This is a genomic window from Levilactobacillus namurensis DSM 19117, from assembly GCF_001434785.1.
In the GTDB taxonomy this organism is placed as follows: Bacteria; Bacillota; Bacilli; order Lactobacillales; family Lactobacillaceae; genus Levilactobacillus; species Levilactobacillus namurensis.
This window is the reverse complement of the sequence record NZ_AZDT01000028.1, coordinates 15,766-29,832: the sequence shown is the minus strand read 5'-3', so window position 1 is coordinate 29,832 and position 14,067 is coordinate 15,766. Positions and strand designations below refer to the sequence as shown.

Annotated in this window: 14 protein-coding genes; 10 read left to right on the top strand and 4 right to left on the bottom strand. The window is 54.1% G+C overall.

The window, feature by feature from the left end; all coding sequences use genetic code 11:
* Positions 1-47: 47 nt before the first annotated feature.
* Positions 48-1,073 carry a WxLIP family cell surface protein gene (locus FD30_RS05450; protein ID WP_056944190.1) on the top strand — a complete coding sequence of 342 codons (1,026 nt, stop codon included), beginning with the start codon at positions 48-50 and terminating at the stop codon, positions 1,071-1,073.
* A 614-nt stretch (positions 1,074-1,687) separates the two neighbouring features.
* Here the strand turns inward: FD30_RS05450 and FD30_RS05445 are convergent.
* The gene (locus FD30_RS05445; protein WP_024747919.1) at positions 1,688-2,149 is read right to left on the bottom strand and encodes a low molecular weight protein-tyrosine-phosphatase; all 462 of its coding nucleotides are present in this window, start codon (positions 2,147-2,149) and stop codon (positions 1,688-1,690) included.
* Positions 2,150-2,256: 107 nt separating this feature from the next.
* Between FD30_RS05445 and FD30_RS05440 the strand changes: the two genes are divergently transcribed.
* From FD30_RS05440 to cshA, 5 genes are all read left to right on the top strand, one after another.
* Entirely contained in the window at positions 2,257-2,829 is a 573-nt protein-coding gene (locus FD30_RS05440) for a LemA family protein (protein WP_024747918.1), read from the top strand.
* Positions 2,830-2,837: 8 nt separating this feature from the next.
* Entirely contained in the window at positions 2,838-3,737 is a 900-nt protein-coding gene (gene htpX, locus FD30_RS05435; RefSeq protein ID WP_056944189.1) for a zinc metalloprotease HtpX, read from the top strand.
* A 71-nt stretch (positions 3,738-3,808) separates the two neighbouring features.
* A complete protein-coding gene (locus FD30_RS05430; RefSeq protein ID WP_024747916.1) occupies positions 3,809-4,594 on the top strand; it encodes a hypothetical protein in 786 nt (261 codons plus the stop codon).
* Positions 4,595-4,808: 214 nt separating this feature from the next.
* Positions 4,809-6,194, top strand: coding sequence for a UDP-N-acetylmuramoyl-tripeptide--D-alanyl-D-alanine ligase (locus tag FD30_RS05425; RefSeq protein WP_056944188.1), 1,386 nt, complete (start codon positions 4,809-4,811; stop codon positions 6,192-6,194).
* Positions 6,195-6,392: 198 nt separating this feature from the next.
* A complete protein-coding gene (gene cshA / locus FD30_RS05420) occupies positions 6,393-7,931 on the top strand; it encodes a degradosome RNA helicase CshA (protein ID WP_056944187.1) in 1,539 nt (512 codons plus the stop codon).
* A gap of 132 nt (positions 7,932-8,063) precedes the next feature.
* Here cshA and FD30_RS05415 read toward each other — a convergent pair whose 3' ends face one another.
* Positions 8,064-8,777 (bottom strand): gamma-glutamyl-gamma-aminobutyrate hydrolase family protein, encoded by a 714-nt coding sequence (locus FD30_RS05415; protein WP_056944186.1) that lies wholly within the window; start codon positions 8,775-8,777, stop codon positions 8,064-8,066.
* A gap of 347 nt (positions 8,778-9,124) precedes the next feature.
* On the opposite strand from FD30_RS05415, the gene acpS reads away from it, so the two are divergent.
* From acpS to FD30_RS05395, 4 genes are all read left to right on the top strand, one after another.
* On the top strand, positions 9,125-9,484 hold the full coding sequence (gene acpS / locus FD30_RS05410) for a holo-ACP synthase (protein WP_034545923.1): 360 nt from the start codon (positions 9,125-9,127) through the stop codon (positions 9,482-9,484).
* 2 nt (positions 9,485-9,486) lie between these two features.
* Positions 9,487-10,614 carry an alanine racemase gene (gene alr, locus FD30_RS05405; RefSeq protein WP_056944185.1) on the top strand — a complete coding sequence of 376 codons (1,128 nt, stop codon included), beginning with the start codon at positions 9,487-9,489 and terminating at the stop codon, positions 10,612-10,614.
* Between the two features lie 83 nt (positions 10,615-10,697).
* Entirely contained in the window at positions 10,698-10,949 is a 252-nt protein-coding gene (locus FD30_RS05400; protein ID WP_024747911.1) for a hypothetical protein, read from the top strand.
* Positions 10,950-10,962: 13 nt separating this feature from the next.
* Complete coding sequence (locus FD30_RS05395) at positions 10,963-11,376, top strand: type II toxin-antitoxin system PemK/MazF family toxin (protein ID WP_024747910.1); 414 nt, start codon at positions 10,963-10,965, stop codon at positions 11,374-11,376.
* A 160-nt stretch (positions 11,377-11,536) separates the two neighbouring features.
* On the opposite strand, the gene cbpA is transcribed toward FD30_RS05395, so the two are convergent.
* Complete coding sequence (cbpA, locus tag FD30_RS05390) at positions 11,537-12,178, bottom strand: cyclic di-AMP binding protein CbpA (RefSeq protein ID WP_045807142.1); 642 nt, start codon at positions 12,176-12,178, stop codon at positions 11,537-11,539.
* 321 nt (positions 12,179-12,499) lie between these two features.
* On the bottom strand, positions 12,500-13,882 hold the full coding sequence (locus tag FD30_RS05385; RefSeq protein ID WP_056944184.1) for a L,D-transpeptidase family protein: 1,383 nt from the start codon (positions 13,880-13,882) through the stop codon (positions 12,500-12,502).
* Between the last annotated feature and the right edge of the window lie 185 nt (positions 13,883-14,067).

The window sequence follows — 14,067 nt, the reverse complement described above, 5'->3', positions numbered from 1 at the left end:
GCTCAGCCTTGCTATAATGGGGACGATTTAAGGAAGGTGGGCGTACCATGAAAAAAAGAATTTGGCAGGGATTGATCATTTTAGGAACGTTGCTGTTCACCATTGGTGGGTATCAACAGTTCGCTAAAGCCGAAAGTGTGGGGTATACCGTAAATGCGGTGCTGCCGAAAAACCAAGATGACAAGAACGCCACGTACTTCGCCTTGCGGGTCAAGCCGAACCAGGAGCAACGGCTAGGGGTCGTCATCGGGAACCAGACCAATCAGGCCCAGAAGTTCCAGGTCAACGTGAACCAGGCGATTACCAACGCGAACGGGGTCATTGATTACAGTCAAGCCAACCCTAAGCGGGACAGTTCGTTAAAGGTGGGCATCAAAGATATCTTCGACAAGACCCAGTTACCAGTGGTGACGGTGCCAGCGAAGAGTACCAAAAAGGTCTACGTGCAGTACCGGATGCCCGCAGAGAAGCTTGACGGTATGATTCTAGGGGGCATCAACGTTAAGAAACTGGACCGGGGTCAGACCACCAAGAGTAAGGGTGTGACCATTAGTAATAATTTCGCTTACGTGATTGGCCTGCGACTGCGGGAATCAGCTCTAGAAGTGGCACCGGACATGAAGCTGCTGGACGTGAAGGCGGGGCAGATCAACTCCTTGAATCAAGTGGAGGCCACGCTGCAGAACCCGCGTCCGGGGATGATGCGGAACTTGAAGGTCAAGGCCCGGGTGACTAAGGCGGGCGACAGTAAAGTCTTGTTGCAGAATGAAAAGGCCAACATGGCAATGGCGCCCAACAGTCATTTCGCCTACGCCCTACCTTGGGGCTCAACGCAACTGTCCGCGGGAAAGTACACGTTGACGCTGGATGCAACGGCTAAAGGCGGCTACCAGTGGCACTTCACCAAGAACTTTACGGTGACGCAAAAGGAAGTTGGCAAGTTAGCGAATAAGTTCAACCAACCGGCAACTCCGAATTACTTCTGGTGGTTCGTCGCGGGTGGTGTGGTCATCGTCCTTCTGTTGGCCATCATCATTTACCTGCTACTGAAGAATCGTCGCCGGCAGGATTAAGTTTCGGGTAAAGGGAATCGGACGTCCCGAAAAACGTAAACGTTCAGCTAAAAGGCGCTGACCGCGTTCAGAAATCATCGCTCAGCCATCATTGGCAAGCTGGTTAACTGGAAGCGCGGTCAGCGCCTTTTTCTTTTGACTTTTAACTTAGAACGCACTAGGGTCGGGCTGGAAGCGTGTGGATACCATCCGGTCCCACCAGCCAGCAACACTAGAGTCAATCATCCGCCTTACCGGGCGGCCAGCTAGGGCTGGAACGCAGTGGGCACCACTTCGAGCCAAAGAGCGGTCTCGAAGCTGGGCCTTTGACTAGGGCAGCTGAGAAACGCTCCCCAAGTCAAATTTCACTGCTGAGCCCTAGCTGACCACCCTCACGGCTCACGTTAGCGTTGGAATGGCCTACTGCGTTAGTCATTATCGTGCCTCTATGTGAGGTCCCGCCAGCCGATAGGGCCCAGCCGGTGACATTAGCGTTAGGCCAGTGGTTTTCTGGCCTTAGGCTAAGGCCGAGCTTTGAGATTCGCGGGTTGGGCGAAGCTCAAAGTCGTGCCCACTGGCGTCACGGCCCTGCCAATCGGCTGGTGGGACCGGATGCTTTTGTCAATTCTTACAGGTTAGTGGGCTAAGGCCTGGAGCCAAGCGGGGATTGCTGCGGCCAGTTCTTGGTAGGTCAGTTCGAACTTGTGGGTGTACCAAGGGTCATCGATGGCCTGTCCCTGGCGTCCGGGGAGAATGTCCAGGCACAGCTTGATCTTGGCAGCATCAGCCGGCGTGGGGGCTAGCCGTTGCAGGTTGGCCACGTTGGCGTGGTCCATGGTGATGATGGTGTCAGCCCAAGCAAAGTCGGCTGGCGTGATGGGCCGTGACCGGTGTGCGCTGGCGTCCAAGCCGTGTTGGCGCATGGTTTTCAGCGCACCGGGATGGGGATGGTTGCCCTCTTCTTCGGGGCTAGTCGCGACGGATTGAACGGCAAACTGGCGTTGCAGGCCGTTTTGGTCGATCTCTTTTTGTGCGATGGCTTCGGCCATAGGGGAGCGGCAGATATTACCGAGACAAACGAATAAAATATGGTGCATGGTGGGACCTCCTAATTAATCCTTAAATCGTGATGAACAGGCTGGTTTCGCTAAGGTGCCTTTGTTATGATTAGTCTAACAAATTAACTTGGAGGAGTGGTAACTTTATGGCATGGATTATTGCAATTGTTATCGTGGGCTTACTGGTTATCTGGTACGTTAGCATCTATAACGGCCTGGTCCAGATTCGGACCCACGTTCAAGAATCTTGGAGTCAGATCGACGTGCAATTGAAGCGGCGAAATGACTTGATTCCGAACCTGGTCTCGACTGCTAAGGGGTACGCGACTTATGAAAAATCGACGTTACAAAAGGTGGTGGAACTGCGGAATCAATTAACGGCAGTGCCGGCAGGGGACCGGCAACAGACCATGGAAGTGTCCAACGAATTATCAGGGACGTTGCGTTCCTTGTTCGCCGTTGCGGAAAACTACCCAGATCTTAAGGCCAACACCCAGTTTACCAACTTGATGGAAGAACTGACCAACACGGAAAATAAGATTGCGTACTCGCGGCAACTCTATAACAGTACCGTGGCGAGTCTGAACATGCGGGTCCAATCCTTCCCTAGCAACTTAGTGGCCAACATTCACCACTTTGCAATGGAGAAGTATCTTGAAGTTCCGGCAGAAGAAAAGGCAACGCCTAAAGTTTCTTTTGACGATCTGAATACGAAGTAGGCGAGACCATGTTATATGAACAAATTGCCATGAATAAACGCCGAACGGGCTACGTCATGGCGGGCTTCGGTCTTCTCGTCTTAGCGGTCGGCGCGGCGTTAGGGGACGTCTTTTGGGCCAGCTGGTCAGCCGGTGTCGTGGGGGCCGCCATTGTTACGGCGGTCTACATGGTCCTCATGATCAGTAACTCAACGAACGTCATCATGAGCATGAACCACGGGCAAGAGATTACCCAAGAAGACCAAGCACCGCAGCTCTGGCACCTGATCGAAGACATGGCTATGGTGGGCCAAGTTCCCATGCCGCGGGTCTTCATCATTAACGATGCCAGTCCGAACGCCTTTGCGACCGGTAACGACCCGGCTCATTCGGCGGTCGCGGTCACCACAGGGCTACTCGAGCGGCTGAACCGAGAAGAGTTGGAAGGCGTGATTGGCCATGAGGTGTCACACATTCGTAACTACGATATTCGGTTACAGACCATTGCCTTAGCGTTGGCGGCGGCCATTGGGTTCTTAGTGAACTTTGCCAGCAACTGGTTCTGGTGGGGTGGTGCGCGCCGCCGCGACGATGACGACGACCAGGGCTCAGCCGGTAATGTGATTGGACTCGTGATCTCGGTGGTGTTACTGATCTTGGCCCCGTTAGCGGCTAGCATTGCGCAGATGGCGTTGTCCCGGAACCGGGAGTACCTCGCGGATGCGGCCAGCGTTGAGCTGACCCGGAATCCGCAGGGGTTGATCTCGGCGCTGGAGAAGATTGATGATAGCCAGCCGATGCAGGCGGCCGACCCCAACAGTTCGGCGTTATATATCGGGGATCCGTTCAAGAAGAAGCGGAAATTGGGGGACTTATTTGCCACTCATCCGCCCATTGCGGACCGGATTGCCCGGCTGGAAAAAATGTAAAAAATAAGCGATATTCTCGCGTTATTTCGGTGTACAATGAAAGAGGAAATTAGCAGAAAGAGTGTAAGAGTATGCGTGGAAATTTTGTCTATCTCAGTTTAGAGCCAGTTACCAACATGGTGTATTCGTTGGGAATCTCGCCCGCCGATTTTTTAAATGGGGTCCCCGAGGTGCCCAATCAATTGTTGTTGCTGAACGCTGAATCCGGAAACGACGTGGAAATCAATCCCCATACCCGTTTTCAGACCGTCTCGGGTCAGGCCCAGGTGCGGCGGTATTTGTTGGGGAAGCACACCCAGCCCGTGAAGTGGTTGGATTACCTGCACGCCGACGATCTTGATTTCCTGTTACCCACGGAGATTGCGGAGCTGCTCTATTTGGGGCACATGGAGACGCATATTCGGACGCCGTTTTACGCCAAGTTGCAAAACGAGTACGCTTTTCTGAGCTTGCGGGATGGCTTCTATAAGGTCTACTACCAGCACCTGAACCATTTTGGACACGTGCTGGACGTGAGCATTAAACGGCATTTACGGGCGATGCATAACAACCGCTGGGTCTTCGCCCGACCGTTGTCGATCACGGACATCCCCCATGAAATTCTGTTGCAGCTAACCGAAGGCCTGATGGATGGTGCCGTGATCGCCTTCGATCAGTTGGTGGAACGGCGGCGGGTCTACCTGATTCCGGTACGTGCCGTTCAACACCCGGAACACCAGGCCGCCTGGCACACCCAAGAAGAGGTTTATGCCGATTCGAAGGAAGTCGCCAGTCTACGGTACGACCTAGCGACGCGGGAATGGTCGCTGACGATTCACGATAACCAAGAATTTGGTGAAGTCGCGGATCTGATTTAAGTTGAAGTTTGAGAAAGTCTCCCTAGTGATGGGGAGGCTTTTTATTTGGCCTGGGGCGCGGGTTACCGGCGATGATTGGGGGGACTTTGGGAGAATTCGGTGAGTTGCTCGCGTTTCATGGTATAATGGTAACCAGAATTTTACACCGGCCCGGTCGCATAGGGCCTAGCTAAAAGACGGTGGCAGTTTGCCACACGAAATGGGAGTCGACATTATGAAGATGCAACTTGCGGAAATTGCCCATGCGGTAGGGGCAATCAACGATTACGAACAATGGGCGGACGTCGACGTGACCAGCGTCGCGTTTGATAGTCGCCACCTGCAACCGGGTGGCCTGTTCATTCCGCTAACGGGGGAACAAGACGGCCACCAGTTTATTCAATCAGCGATTGATCATGGCGCAGCAGCCACGCTCTGGGCTCAAGACTTAGCCACGGCACCAGCGGGCTTTCCGGTGATTCAAGTCGCCAACTCATTGACCGCGCTCCAGACCTTAGCCCGGTATTACCTGACCAAGATCAACCCACGGGTGGTCGCCGTTACGGGGAGTAACGGGAAGACCACGACCAAGGATATGGTCGCGGCGATCTTGGGAACCCAGTTCAACGTGACCAAGACTTACGCGAACTTTAACAATGAAATCGGTGTGCCGATGACGGTTCTGTCCATGGAACCCAACACGGAGATGCTGGTAGTCGAGATGGGGATGGACCGTCCCGGACAGCTGGACTTTCTCAGTAAGCTGGTCACGCCGGACGTGGCGATCATCACCATGATTGGGGAGGCCCACATCGAGTTCTTCGGGACCCGGGACAAGATTGCGGATGCCAAGTTTGAGATTACCCATGGCCTGAGTGATGACGGGGTCTTCGTCTATGATGGCGACGAACCGTTATTGCGGGAACGGGTCGCGGACTTAAAGCAACGTCAGTTGACGTTCGGTCGGCAGACCACCAACGACTTCTACGCGACTAGCGTACAGGATACGGCGACCAGCACCAGCTTCACCAGCAACGCCTACCCCGACGTGACCTTTACGGTACCCATGATTGGGGAATACAACGTCAATAATGCGCTGGCGGCTTTGGCCGTGGCCCAGATCTACCGGATCCAAGCAACGAACGCACAAAAGGCGTTGGCGACGGTTCCGCTGACCAAGAACCGGGCCGAATGGCTGACCAGTACGCAGGGGGCTGCGGTCCTTAGTGACGTGTACAACTCGAACCCAACGGCGGTCCGGGAGGTCTTGGGCGCGTTTGCCCAGACCCCGGTCAAGGGCCGGCGGTTGGTGGTCCTGGGGGACATGTTGGAGTTGGGCGATCAAGCGGACGCCTTGCACGCCGGCTTGGCAGATGCCCTAGACCCGACGAAGTTTGCGGGCGTCTATCTGGTGGGGCCTCACATGGTGGCTTTACAGACGGCCTTGGCCCAGCAGGCGCCGGATTTACCCGTGACGCACTTTGACACGGACCAACTGGATCAGTTGACACGGACCTTACAAGCCACGTTGACGGCTGACGACCAAATTTTATTAAAAGGGTCGCACGGAATCCACCTAGAGAACGTCCTGGCACAATTGGTGCCGGATTCTAAAGACTAAAATAAGCGATATGTAAGCAATTCCTAGAAGTCGTAGGAGTTGCTTATTTTGTTGGGCCGTTGTATGATGGTTTGGTTGTAAAATTTAAGAACTGACTTACTCCGCTCTAGCCAATTGTTTTTCGCACCATGGGAAACGGATTTTTTCCAAGAATTGCAAGGCACTAGGGTGACGTTACCCATACAGGAGGAAAAATATTTGAAGTTTAAAGAACTGGGTCTCTCCGATGACCTATTAGCAGCTGTTACTGATGCAGGTTACGAGGAAGCGACCCCAATTCAAGCCGAAACCATTCCGATGGTCTTAAAGGGCCAAGACGTGATTGGTCAAGCGCAGACAGGGACCGGTAAGACGGCCGCCTTTGCACTCCCGATTCTGGAAAAGATTGATAAAAGCAATCCGAATGTGCAGGCGTTAGTGATCTCCCCAACGCGGGAATTAGCGATCCAAACGCAAGAAGAAATCTACAAGTTAGGTCGGCATGAACGGGCTAACGTGCAGGTCGTCTATGGTGGGGCGGACATTCGCCGTCAAATCAAGTCCTTGAAGAACCACCCTCAAGTGGTGGTCGGCACGCCTGGTCGGTTATTAGACCACATCCGGCGGCACACGCTGAAGTTAGACCACGTTCAGATGCTGGTCTTAGATGAAGCGGACGAAATGTTGAACATGGGCTTCTTGGATGACATTGAAGACATCATCAAGCAATTGCCAGAAGAGCGGCAAACCATGCTCTTCTCCGCAACCATGCCACCTGAAATCAAACGGGTCGGTGTGCAGTTCATGCAAGATCCTAAGCACGTGAAGATCAAGGCCAAGGAATTGACCACGGACTTGATCGACCAGTTCTACGTTCGTTCGCGGGACTTCGAGAAGTTCGACATCATGACGCGGTTCTTCGACGTGCAAGATCCTGACCTGACCATCGTCTTCACGCGGACCAAGCGGCGGGTCGATGAAATTTCGAACGGATTACAGGCGCGGGGTTACAACGCGGCTGGGATTCATGGGGACCTGACGCAGAAGCGCCGGACCCAGATCATGAACGAATTCCGTCACGGAAAGTTGGATATCTTAGTTGCGACGGACGTCGCTGCCCGGGGGATCGACATCAACGATGTGACCCACGTGTACAACTACGATATTCCACAAGATCCTGACAGTTACGTTCACCGGGTCGGCCGGACCGGTCGTGCCGGGAAGCACGGGGTTTCCATGACCTTCGTGACGCCGAACGAAATGGGTTACTTGCGCGAAATCGAAAAGCTGACCAAGGTGCGGATGCTCCCTCTGAAGCCGCCTTCGGCTGAAGAAGCCTTTGTCGGCCAATTAGGGGTCGCTAAGGAAGCCGTTACCGAATTGGTCAACAAGACGGATACCGAAAAGTATGCTTCAGCGGCTAAGAGCTTGCTGGAAGAATACGATGCTGAAGACTTGGTTGCAGCGCTCTTGAACGACGTGACCAAGGACGACAGTAGTCAAGTGCCAGTTAAGATTACGCCAGAGCGGCCACTGCCTAAGCGCGGTGGCAAACGCCATGGCGGTGGCGGCTATCACCGTGGTGGTAACCGGCACGGCAACGGTGGTGGCTACCATCACCGGAACAACGATCGTCGCGGCGGCAGCCGCAATGGCGGTCGCGGTTACGAAGGTAACCGGGGACACCGCAGCAACAATGGTGGTCGGCGGTCCGAAGGAAGCGGCAAGCGCGGCTTCACGATTCGGAAGAAAGACTAGTTTCACTTAAAAAGAGAGATTGATTGGAAAGAGCGCACTGACCGGCTGGTCGGTGCGCTCTTTTTATTTGGTGAGGATAGTTGGATAGAAAAGCCTGGAACCACGGAACGTGGTGTTGATGACGGGACGGGTTTAGAGCCGGTCCGTGAATGCCTGGAAGAGCGCGCGTTGTTCGGGGAATTCTCGCCACATGTTTTCCGGATGCCACTGCACGCCTTGAATGCTGGCGTCGGCGTTCTCGATGCCTTCGATGACGCCGTCACTGGCACGGGCGACAATCAGCACGTCATCGGCGGGAAACCGCACGGCTTGATGGTGGCGGGAGTTCACAAAGGGATGTTGTCCCACGGCGTCCTGGAGGGCCGAAGGGCGCACGGTGACGGTATGGGTCGGTAGGTTTCCGGGAGCCGCCTGTTGGTGCTTGAGGAGGCCTTTACCGGGGTACTGGGTCAGCAGATCTTGATACAGCGTCCCGCCCAAGGCCACGTTGACCACGTGCATCCCGCGGCAGATGGCGAGAATCGGTAAATGTTGGGCGACGGCGGCCCGGACCAGGGCAATCTCGAAGATGTCGCGTCGACGGTTGGTGATACCTAGGGCCGGTCGCGGGTCTTCACCCATAAAGGTCGGATCAACGTCGGGTCCGCCGGTGAGGATTAAGCCGTCGAGTGGTGCCAAGAGGTCGGCCACGTCCGTGGTGGGGACGGGGGAGAGGCCTAGGGGAATGGCCTGAGTGGCTGTGACCGCGTCGATTAACGGCCGGGGCACGAAGTCGGCGTGCTGTTGATTGATGTAGGGCATCGGAGCCAGTAGCTCGTCCGCCGTGATGCCGATGATTTTTTTCATTGTTCAGACTCCCTTATGCGTAAGCGTTCCTTCGATTCTAGCGCAACTTGCGGGTTTCGCCAACTGGTAGGGACCGGTTGAGTGCCCGGGCCATGCTAATTTGGGAGTAGCTTATTTATTGATTGGGTAAATTAATTATGCTAACATTTAATTATCGAAAGCATACCTTATTTCTAATTGATGAAGGCAAGGCCGGTCTGGCGGAGGTCCCGGTGGGGCACTCAACGACGGGACTAAGGCGGGATTACTAGTGTTTTGGTAACGATTTGCGTTAACCGGGGATACGTCACCCCCAACATGACTTGGCTGTGCTAGAATAAGGTTTAGACGTTTAAGGGGGTGACACCGTGATCTACGGAACTGGAATCGATATTACGGATCTCGCACGGGTCCAGCAAGTGGTGAGCGATTACCCGGCATTTCTAACGCGGGTCCTGACACCAGGGGAACTCAGTGATTATCAACGCTTGAGTGGCCAACGGGCCGTGGAGTTTTTAGCGGGCCGGTGGTCGGTGAAGGAGTCGTACGGAAAGGCCTTGGGAACCGGGATTGGTAAGGCCTTCGGGTTTCAAGACCTGGAAGTTCGTGACAATGCTGTCGGTCGCCCAGAAGTTAGACGTCAGCCGTTTAGGGGCATCGCGCACGTCTCGATATCACATACCGCGACTGTGGTGATGACACAAGTTATTTTAGAAAGAGGGCAATAGTCATGGTAGTTGGGGTACATCGGCCCACGCAGCTGGTGATCGATCGTCAGGCGTTGCGGCATAATATTCAAGCAGAAGTTGGTCGGTTAAAGGCCGGGTGTGACTTGTTCATGGTGGTCAAAGCCAATGGTTATGGTCATGGGGCGGCACAAGTTGCCCGCGTAGCCAAGGAAGCTGGGGCCAGTGGCTTTTGTGTGGCGATTTTAGATGAAGCACTGGAACTACGCGCAGCGGGCTTTAACGAGCCCATCTTGATCCTGGGGGTCACCCGACCGCAGGATGCACCGTTGATGGCGGCCCAGAAGATCTCCGCGACGGTCGCGGCGACGGATTGGCTAGCCGAAGCGGCAAAGTACCTGGCCTTGGCGCCAACGAAAGCGCCGTTACGGGTCCACCTAGGCCTGGATACCGGGATGGGACGGATTGGCTTTAGAACGCCGGACGCCCTGAAAACCGCAACGGATTTCATGACCACCCATTCAACGGAATTCATCTTTGAGGGGATCTTCACCCATTTCTCCACGGCCGATGATCCGGACGACCGTTACTTCAAGGGTCAGGTCGCGAAGTGGCACGCGCTAGTCGACACCTTACCGCACCGTCCCCGCTACGTTCACGTCTCGAACTCGGCAACCAGTCTTTGGCACGATGCTTGCAACGACAACCTGGTGCGGTTCGGTGTTGCGGGTTACGGGCTAAACCCGTCCGGTGAAGCCATCCCGCAGACGCCGTATCCGCTGGAACCAGCCATGAGTCTGACCAGTGAACTGGTGTACACCAAGCAGTTACACGCCGGAGAATCCGTGAGTTACGGAGCGACCTACACGGCGCAACAAGACGAGTGGGTTGGCACGGTTCCGATTGGGTACGCCGATGGTTATGAACGACGCCTTCAGGGCTTTCATGTCTTGGTCGCCGGTCAGTTCTGCGAGATTATCGGCCGGGTCTGCATGGACCAGATGATGATTCGCTTACCGCAGGCTTACCAACGGGGCACCAAGGTCACGTTAGTCGGACGCGATGGTGACCAGACTATTCGCCTGCAAGACTTGGCAGATTACTGCGGGACCATTCATTATGAGCTGGCGTGCGGCTTTACCGATCGCCTACCGCGGCACTACATCAATTAATTTACTAGGTTTCCCGTATCATGGGTGAAGCTTTCGTGGTAAACTATATTGGAGAAGTTTAGTGACCAATTAGGAGGGTTACCATGATGCCGACACGACCAACGATGCATGCTCGGATTCGCGTTAAAATTTCACGGGCGATTCAGCGCCAAGCGTTAATCACCGTCCCGACTGAGCAAGCCGACCAATTAGCATTGATTCACGGTTACCAGGCGATGGCACCGATTAATCGGGAGATTGTTCGGGTCTTTACCCCGTGTGAGGAAGAGGCCGAACGCCACTTAACACAATTTCGACGGCAACAAGTAGCACTGATAAAAAAATCCAGAAGATAGGGGATGGCGGCCTATGGCCCGTGTTGAGGTTAAGCGCGGGGACGTTTTCTTTGCCGATCTATCACCGGTCGTTGGTTCGGAACAGGGTGGGATGCGCCCCGTGTTGATTATTCAAAACAACGTGGGGAACCACTATAGTCCGACCGTTATCGTGGCGGCAATCACCGCCCGGATTGAGAAGCCTAAAATGCCGACGCACGTCGGCATTTCGGCCGCTCATACCGGAATTGAGCGGGATTCCGTCATTTTGCTTGAACAGATTCGAACGATCGACAAGCAACGGTTAAAAGACCAGGTGACACATTTAGATGTCAAGACGATGGCCCAGGTGGACGCCGCTTTGGCGACCAGCATTGGCCTGGTGGATCGGTCGCGAAAGAAAAGACCCGCAAGAGTACATAGCACTTCAAGACCAGCGCGCACGTAGTTTCGGGTGCGCTTTTTCTGGTCGGTTCCGTCCCAGAACGGACGGGAGCGATGAGCTGACTGAAAATTCAAAAGCAGCTTACCCCACGGTGAAGAACGGGGGTAAGCTGCTTTTTTAAGTAACACGGTTCGTGGTGGCTGAAGACCGTCTGTCAGGCGATTTAGTTTTCGTGACGAAGGTCTTCGATTTCTGGGACGTGGAATTCCTTGCGTTCCAGGGCGTGGACGATCCGGTCAAGCTTCTCTTGGTCCACTTCTGCAGGAAGCGTAAACATGGTTCGGTGAACCAGTTCACCTTCTTGGGCGTCCAGGCTGATCACACTGGCAATCGAGGTGTACTTGGTGATGACCTTAGCCATCCCGGCTAGGTCCCCCCGTTCACCGGCGGAAACAACGGTCAATACGTAACTGCCGATGTTGACGTTCCAGGATTGGGACAGCATGTCCATCAGACGGGTATGCGTCAAGATGCCGTAAAAAGCGTTCTTGTCGTCCAAAACAGCGATGTACGGAAGATCCTTGATGGAGAAGAAGACGTTAAAGAAGGCGGCGTTCACGGAAATGAACTTGGTGGCGTTCTTTAAGAGGGAAGTAACCGGGAGCTGCATATCGCCGCCCCGCGACTTATGACGATAGATGTGCATCTTGTAGATGTTTCCCCGGAAGATTTGGCCCGTTTCGTCTAGAATTGGCACACACCGGTAACCAGAATCTTCAAGCACTTTTAAGGCTTGCTCCAAGGTGACATCCTCGCGAACCGTCACTAACCGTTCTTTCGGTTTCACTAGGGATTTAAGCAGCATAGCAGATGACCTCCTAAAATTAGAAACTTCTCATAATCTCTTCTCATCATACCATACTCCCTGCATATTCGGTAGCATCTTTTCCAGAATTTAATGGTAAAATGAGAATAACATCTAGAGCAGAGAAGGGTGGCAAGGTGAATAAGGACTCGCACGATGATGACCGGATCATTACCAAGAAGTGGCTGTATTGGACCCTAGCGGGATTCATTGCCATTATCGTCCTATTGGCGATTGGCGTGGCCATTAAATAGACGGTTAAGCAAAACCCACCGATTATTCAGTTGACTGAATAATCGGTGGGTTATTTTTAAAGAATCATTAGAAAATCAAGACAGGTGTCCCGACCTTCACGTTCGCGTAGACGGACGCAATCTTGGAAGGTGGGGTGTTAACACAACCGTGGGAACCGTGCTTCACGTACCAAGTGCCCCCGTATTGCGGTTGCCATGGTGAATCGTGAATGCCCACACCGGTGTCGTCAACGGGCATCCAGTACTTGACCTTGGAGGCGTAGCTGGAGCCGTTGTCGTTCTTGCCCCGCAGGGTGGTGTTCCGTTGCTTGCTCCAGATGACCCAGACACCAGACGGCGTGTGATGCGCGGTGGTTGGTAACCCCGTGACCACGTCTGTCGAGACCACCAGCTTGCCGTTCTTGTAGACCCACATGTGTTGGTTGGTCTTGTCGACTTCCACGTAGGAGTTCCCGATGTCGGTACCGTCCTTGTGGTACCCGGACCCCTGAATAACGGGAGTCCGCGTCATGCCTTGGCCCTTAGCGACCAGCTGATCGAGCTTGGGGGCTTCAGACTTGACGTTGATACTCCAGCCATAGAGGCCAGCGGGCACTTTGACGGTGCCCCGCTTGGTGGACTTGAAGGACCGGGTCTTGTAGACGGTGCCGTATTGGTGACTTAGCTTGGTTAGATAACTTTTGACCTTACTTTGGTTAGTCGCCACTTGGCCGTCCTTCAAGGTGATCCAGCTGGCTAAGGTTTCGGCCGGAATCGTCAGGGTATGCTTACCCAGTTTGTAGACGTATTTTTGTTTGGTGATCTGTTGGGCTTTGGCTAAGGCCGTCTTGAAGGCCGTGCTCTTGACGGTCACTTGGGGTTGCACGTAATCCCCCGCGACATTGACCGTGGACTGGCCCTTATCTAAAGCGCGAGTAATGGACGCTGCGACCTTGGTGGCGTCCAGTTGGTTCCCCGTCTTTTCCTTGGTTGCCCGGTACTGGCCGTCTCGGTAAGTGAACGTGGCGTCCGTCGGGGCCGTTCGGGTCCGGTTGGCCTTGGTGGTAATCTGGGTGGCCAGCTGTTGGACGCTCTTTTGGTTCTTACTGCTGGTATCCAGCTTCAAGGTGTCTGCCGTGGCAGAGGTCAGGTGAGCGGGCCAACTCCAGGCGTTTTGCTGATTGATCAGTTGCTGTAAGGCCGTGACAGAAGTGATCTTCAGGTTGGCTTCTTGCGGTTTGAAGGTGCTGACCGTTTGCTTGCCATCCTTTAAGGTTAGTTGGTGCATCGCCGATTTGAGCTTAGTTGCCGCCTCCTGAGCGGTGTTGCCTCCGACGTTGACCCCCGCGATTTGGGTGTCGTTGAAGAACACCTTGGCGCGAGAGTAGTGCATGGCTTGACTGACATATAGAGCGCCAACCGCTACGCAGGCGGTTACGACTCCAATGACGAGTGCTTTGCGTTTTTGCATGGTGTAGCCTCCCTAAGAATAGTACCAGTGGCTCAAAAGTCGCCAGTTTAACGATCCGTGATTATCTTACCCTCAGATTACTTCAAAAAGCCTTAAATCACAATGCAAATGCAACTTAGCCGTCGGTTACCGATTAAGATTGCACCGTGCTAACTGAGCGTTTTTCCCCGGATAATGGGATCGTT

Coding starts and splice junctions, on each gene's coding strand:
- FD30_RS05400 (WP_024747911.1), top strand. CDS start 10,698: ATGATGCCGACACGACCAACGATGCATGCTCGGATTCGCGTTAAAATT.
- FD30_RS05385 (WP_056944184.1), bottom strand. CDS start 13,882: ATGCAAAAACGCAAAGCACTCGTCATTGGAGTCGTAACCGCCTGCGTA.
- htpX (WP_056944189.1), top strand. CDS start 2,838: ATGTTATATGAACAAATTGCCATGAATAAACGCCGAACGGGCTACGTC.
- FD30_RS05440 (WP_024747918.1), top strand. CDS start 2,257: ATGGCATGGATTATTGCAATTGTTATCGTGGGCTTACTGGTTATCTGG.
- alr (WP_056944185.1), top strand. CDS start 9,487: ATGGTAGTTGGGGTACATCGGCCCACGCAGCTGGTGATCGATCGTCAG.
- FD30_RS05425 (WP_056944188.1), top strand. CDS start 4,809: ATGAAGATGCAACTTGCGGAAATTGCCCATGCGGTAGGGGCAATCAAC.
- FD30_RS05415 (WP_056944186.1), bottom strand. CDS start 8,777: ATGAAAAAAATCATCGGCATCACGGCGGACGAGCTACTGGCTCCGATG.
- FD30_RS05450 (WP_056944190.1), top strand. CDS start 48: ATGAAAAAAAGAATTTGGCAGGGATTGATCATTTTAGGAACGTTGCTG.
- FD30_RS05430 (WP_024747916.1), top strand. CDS start 3,809: ATGCGTGGAAATTTTGTCTATCTCAGTTTAGAGCCAGTTACCAACATG.
- FD30_RS05395 (WP_024747910.1), top strand. CDS start 10,963: ATGGCCCGTGTTGAGGTTAAGCGCGGGGACGTTTTCTTTGCCGATCTA.
- cbpA (WP_045807142.1), bottom strand. CDS start 12,178: ATGCTGCTTAAATCCCTAGTGAAACCGAAAGAACGGTTAGTGACGGTT.
- FD30_RS05445 (WP_024747919.1), bottom strand. CDS start 2,149: ATGCACCATATTTTATTCGTTTGTCTCGGTAATATCTGCCGCTCCCCT.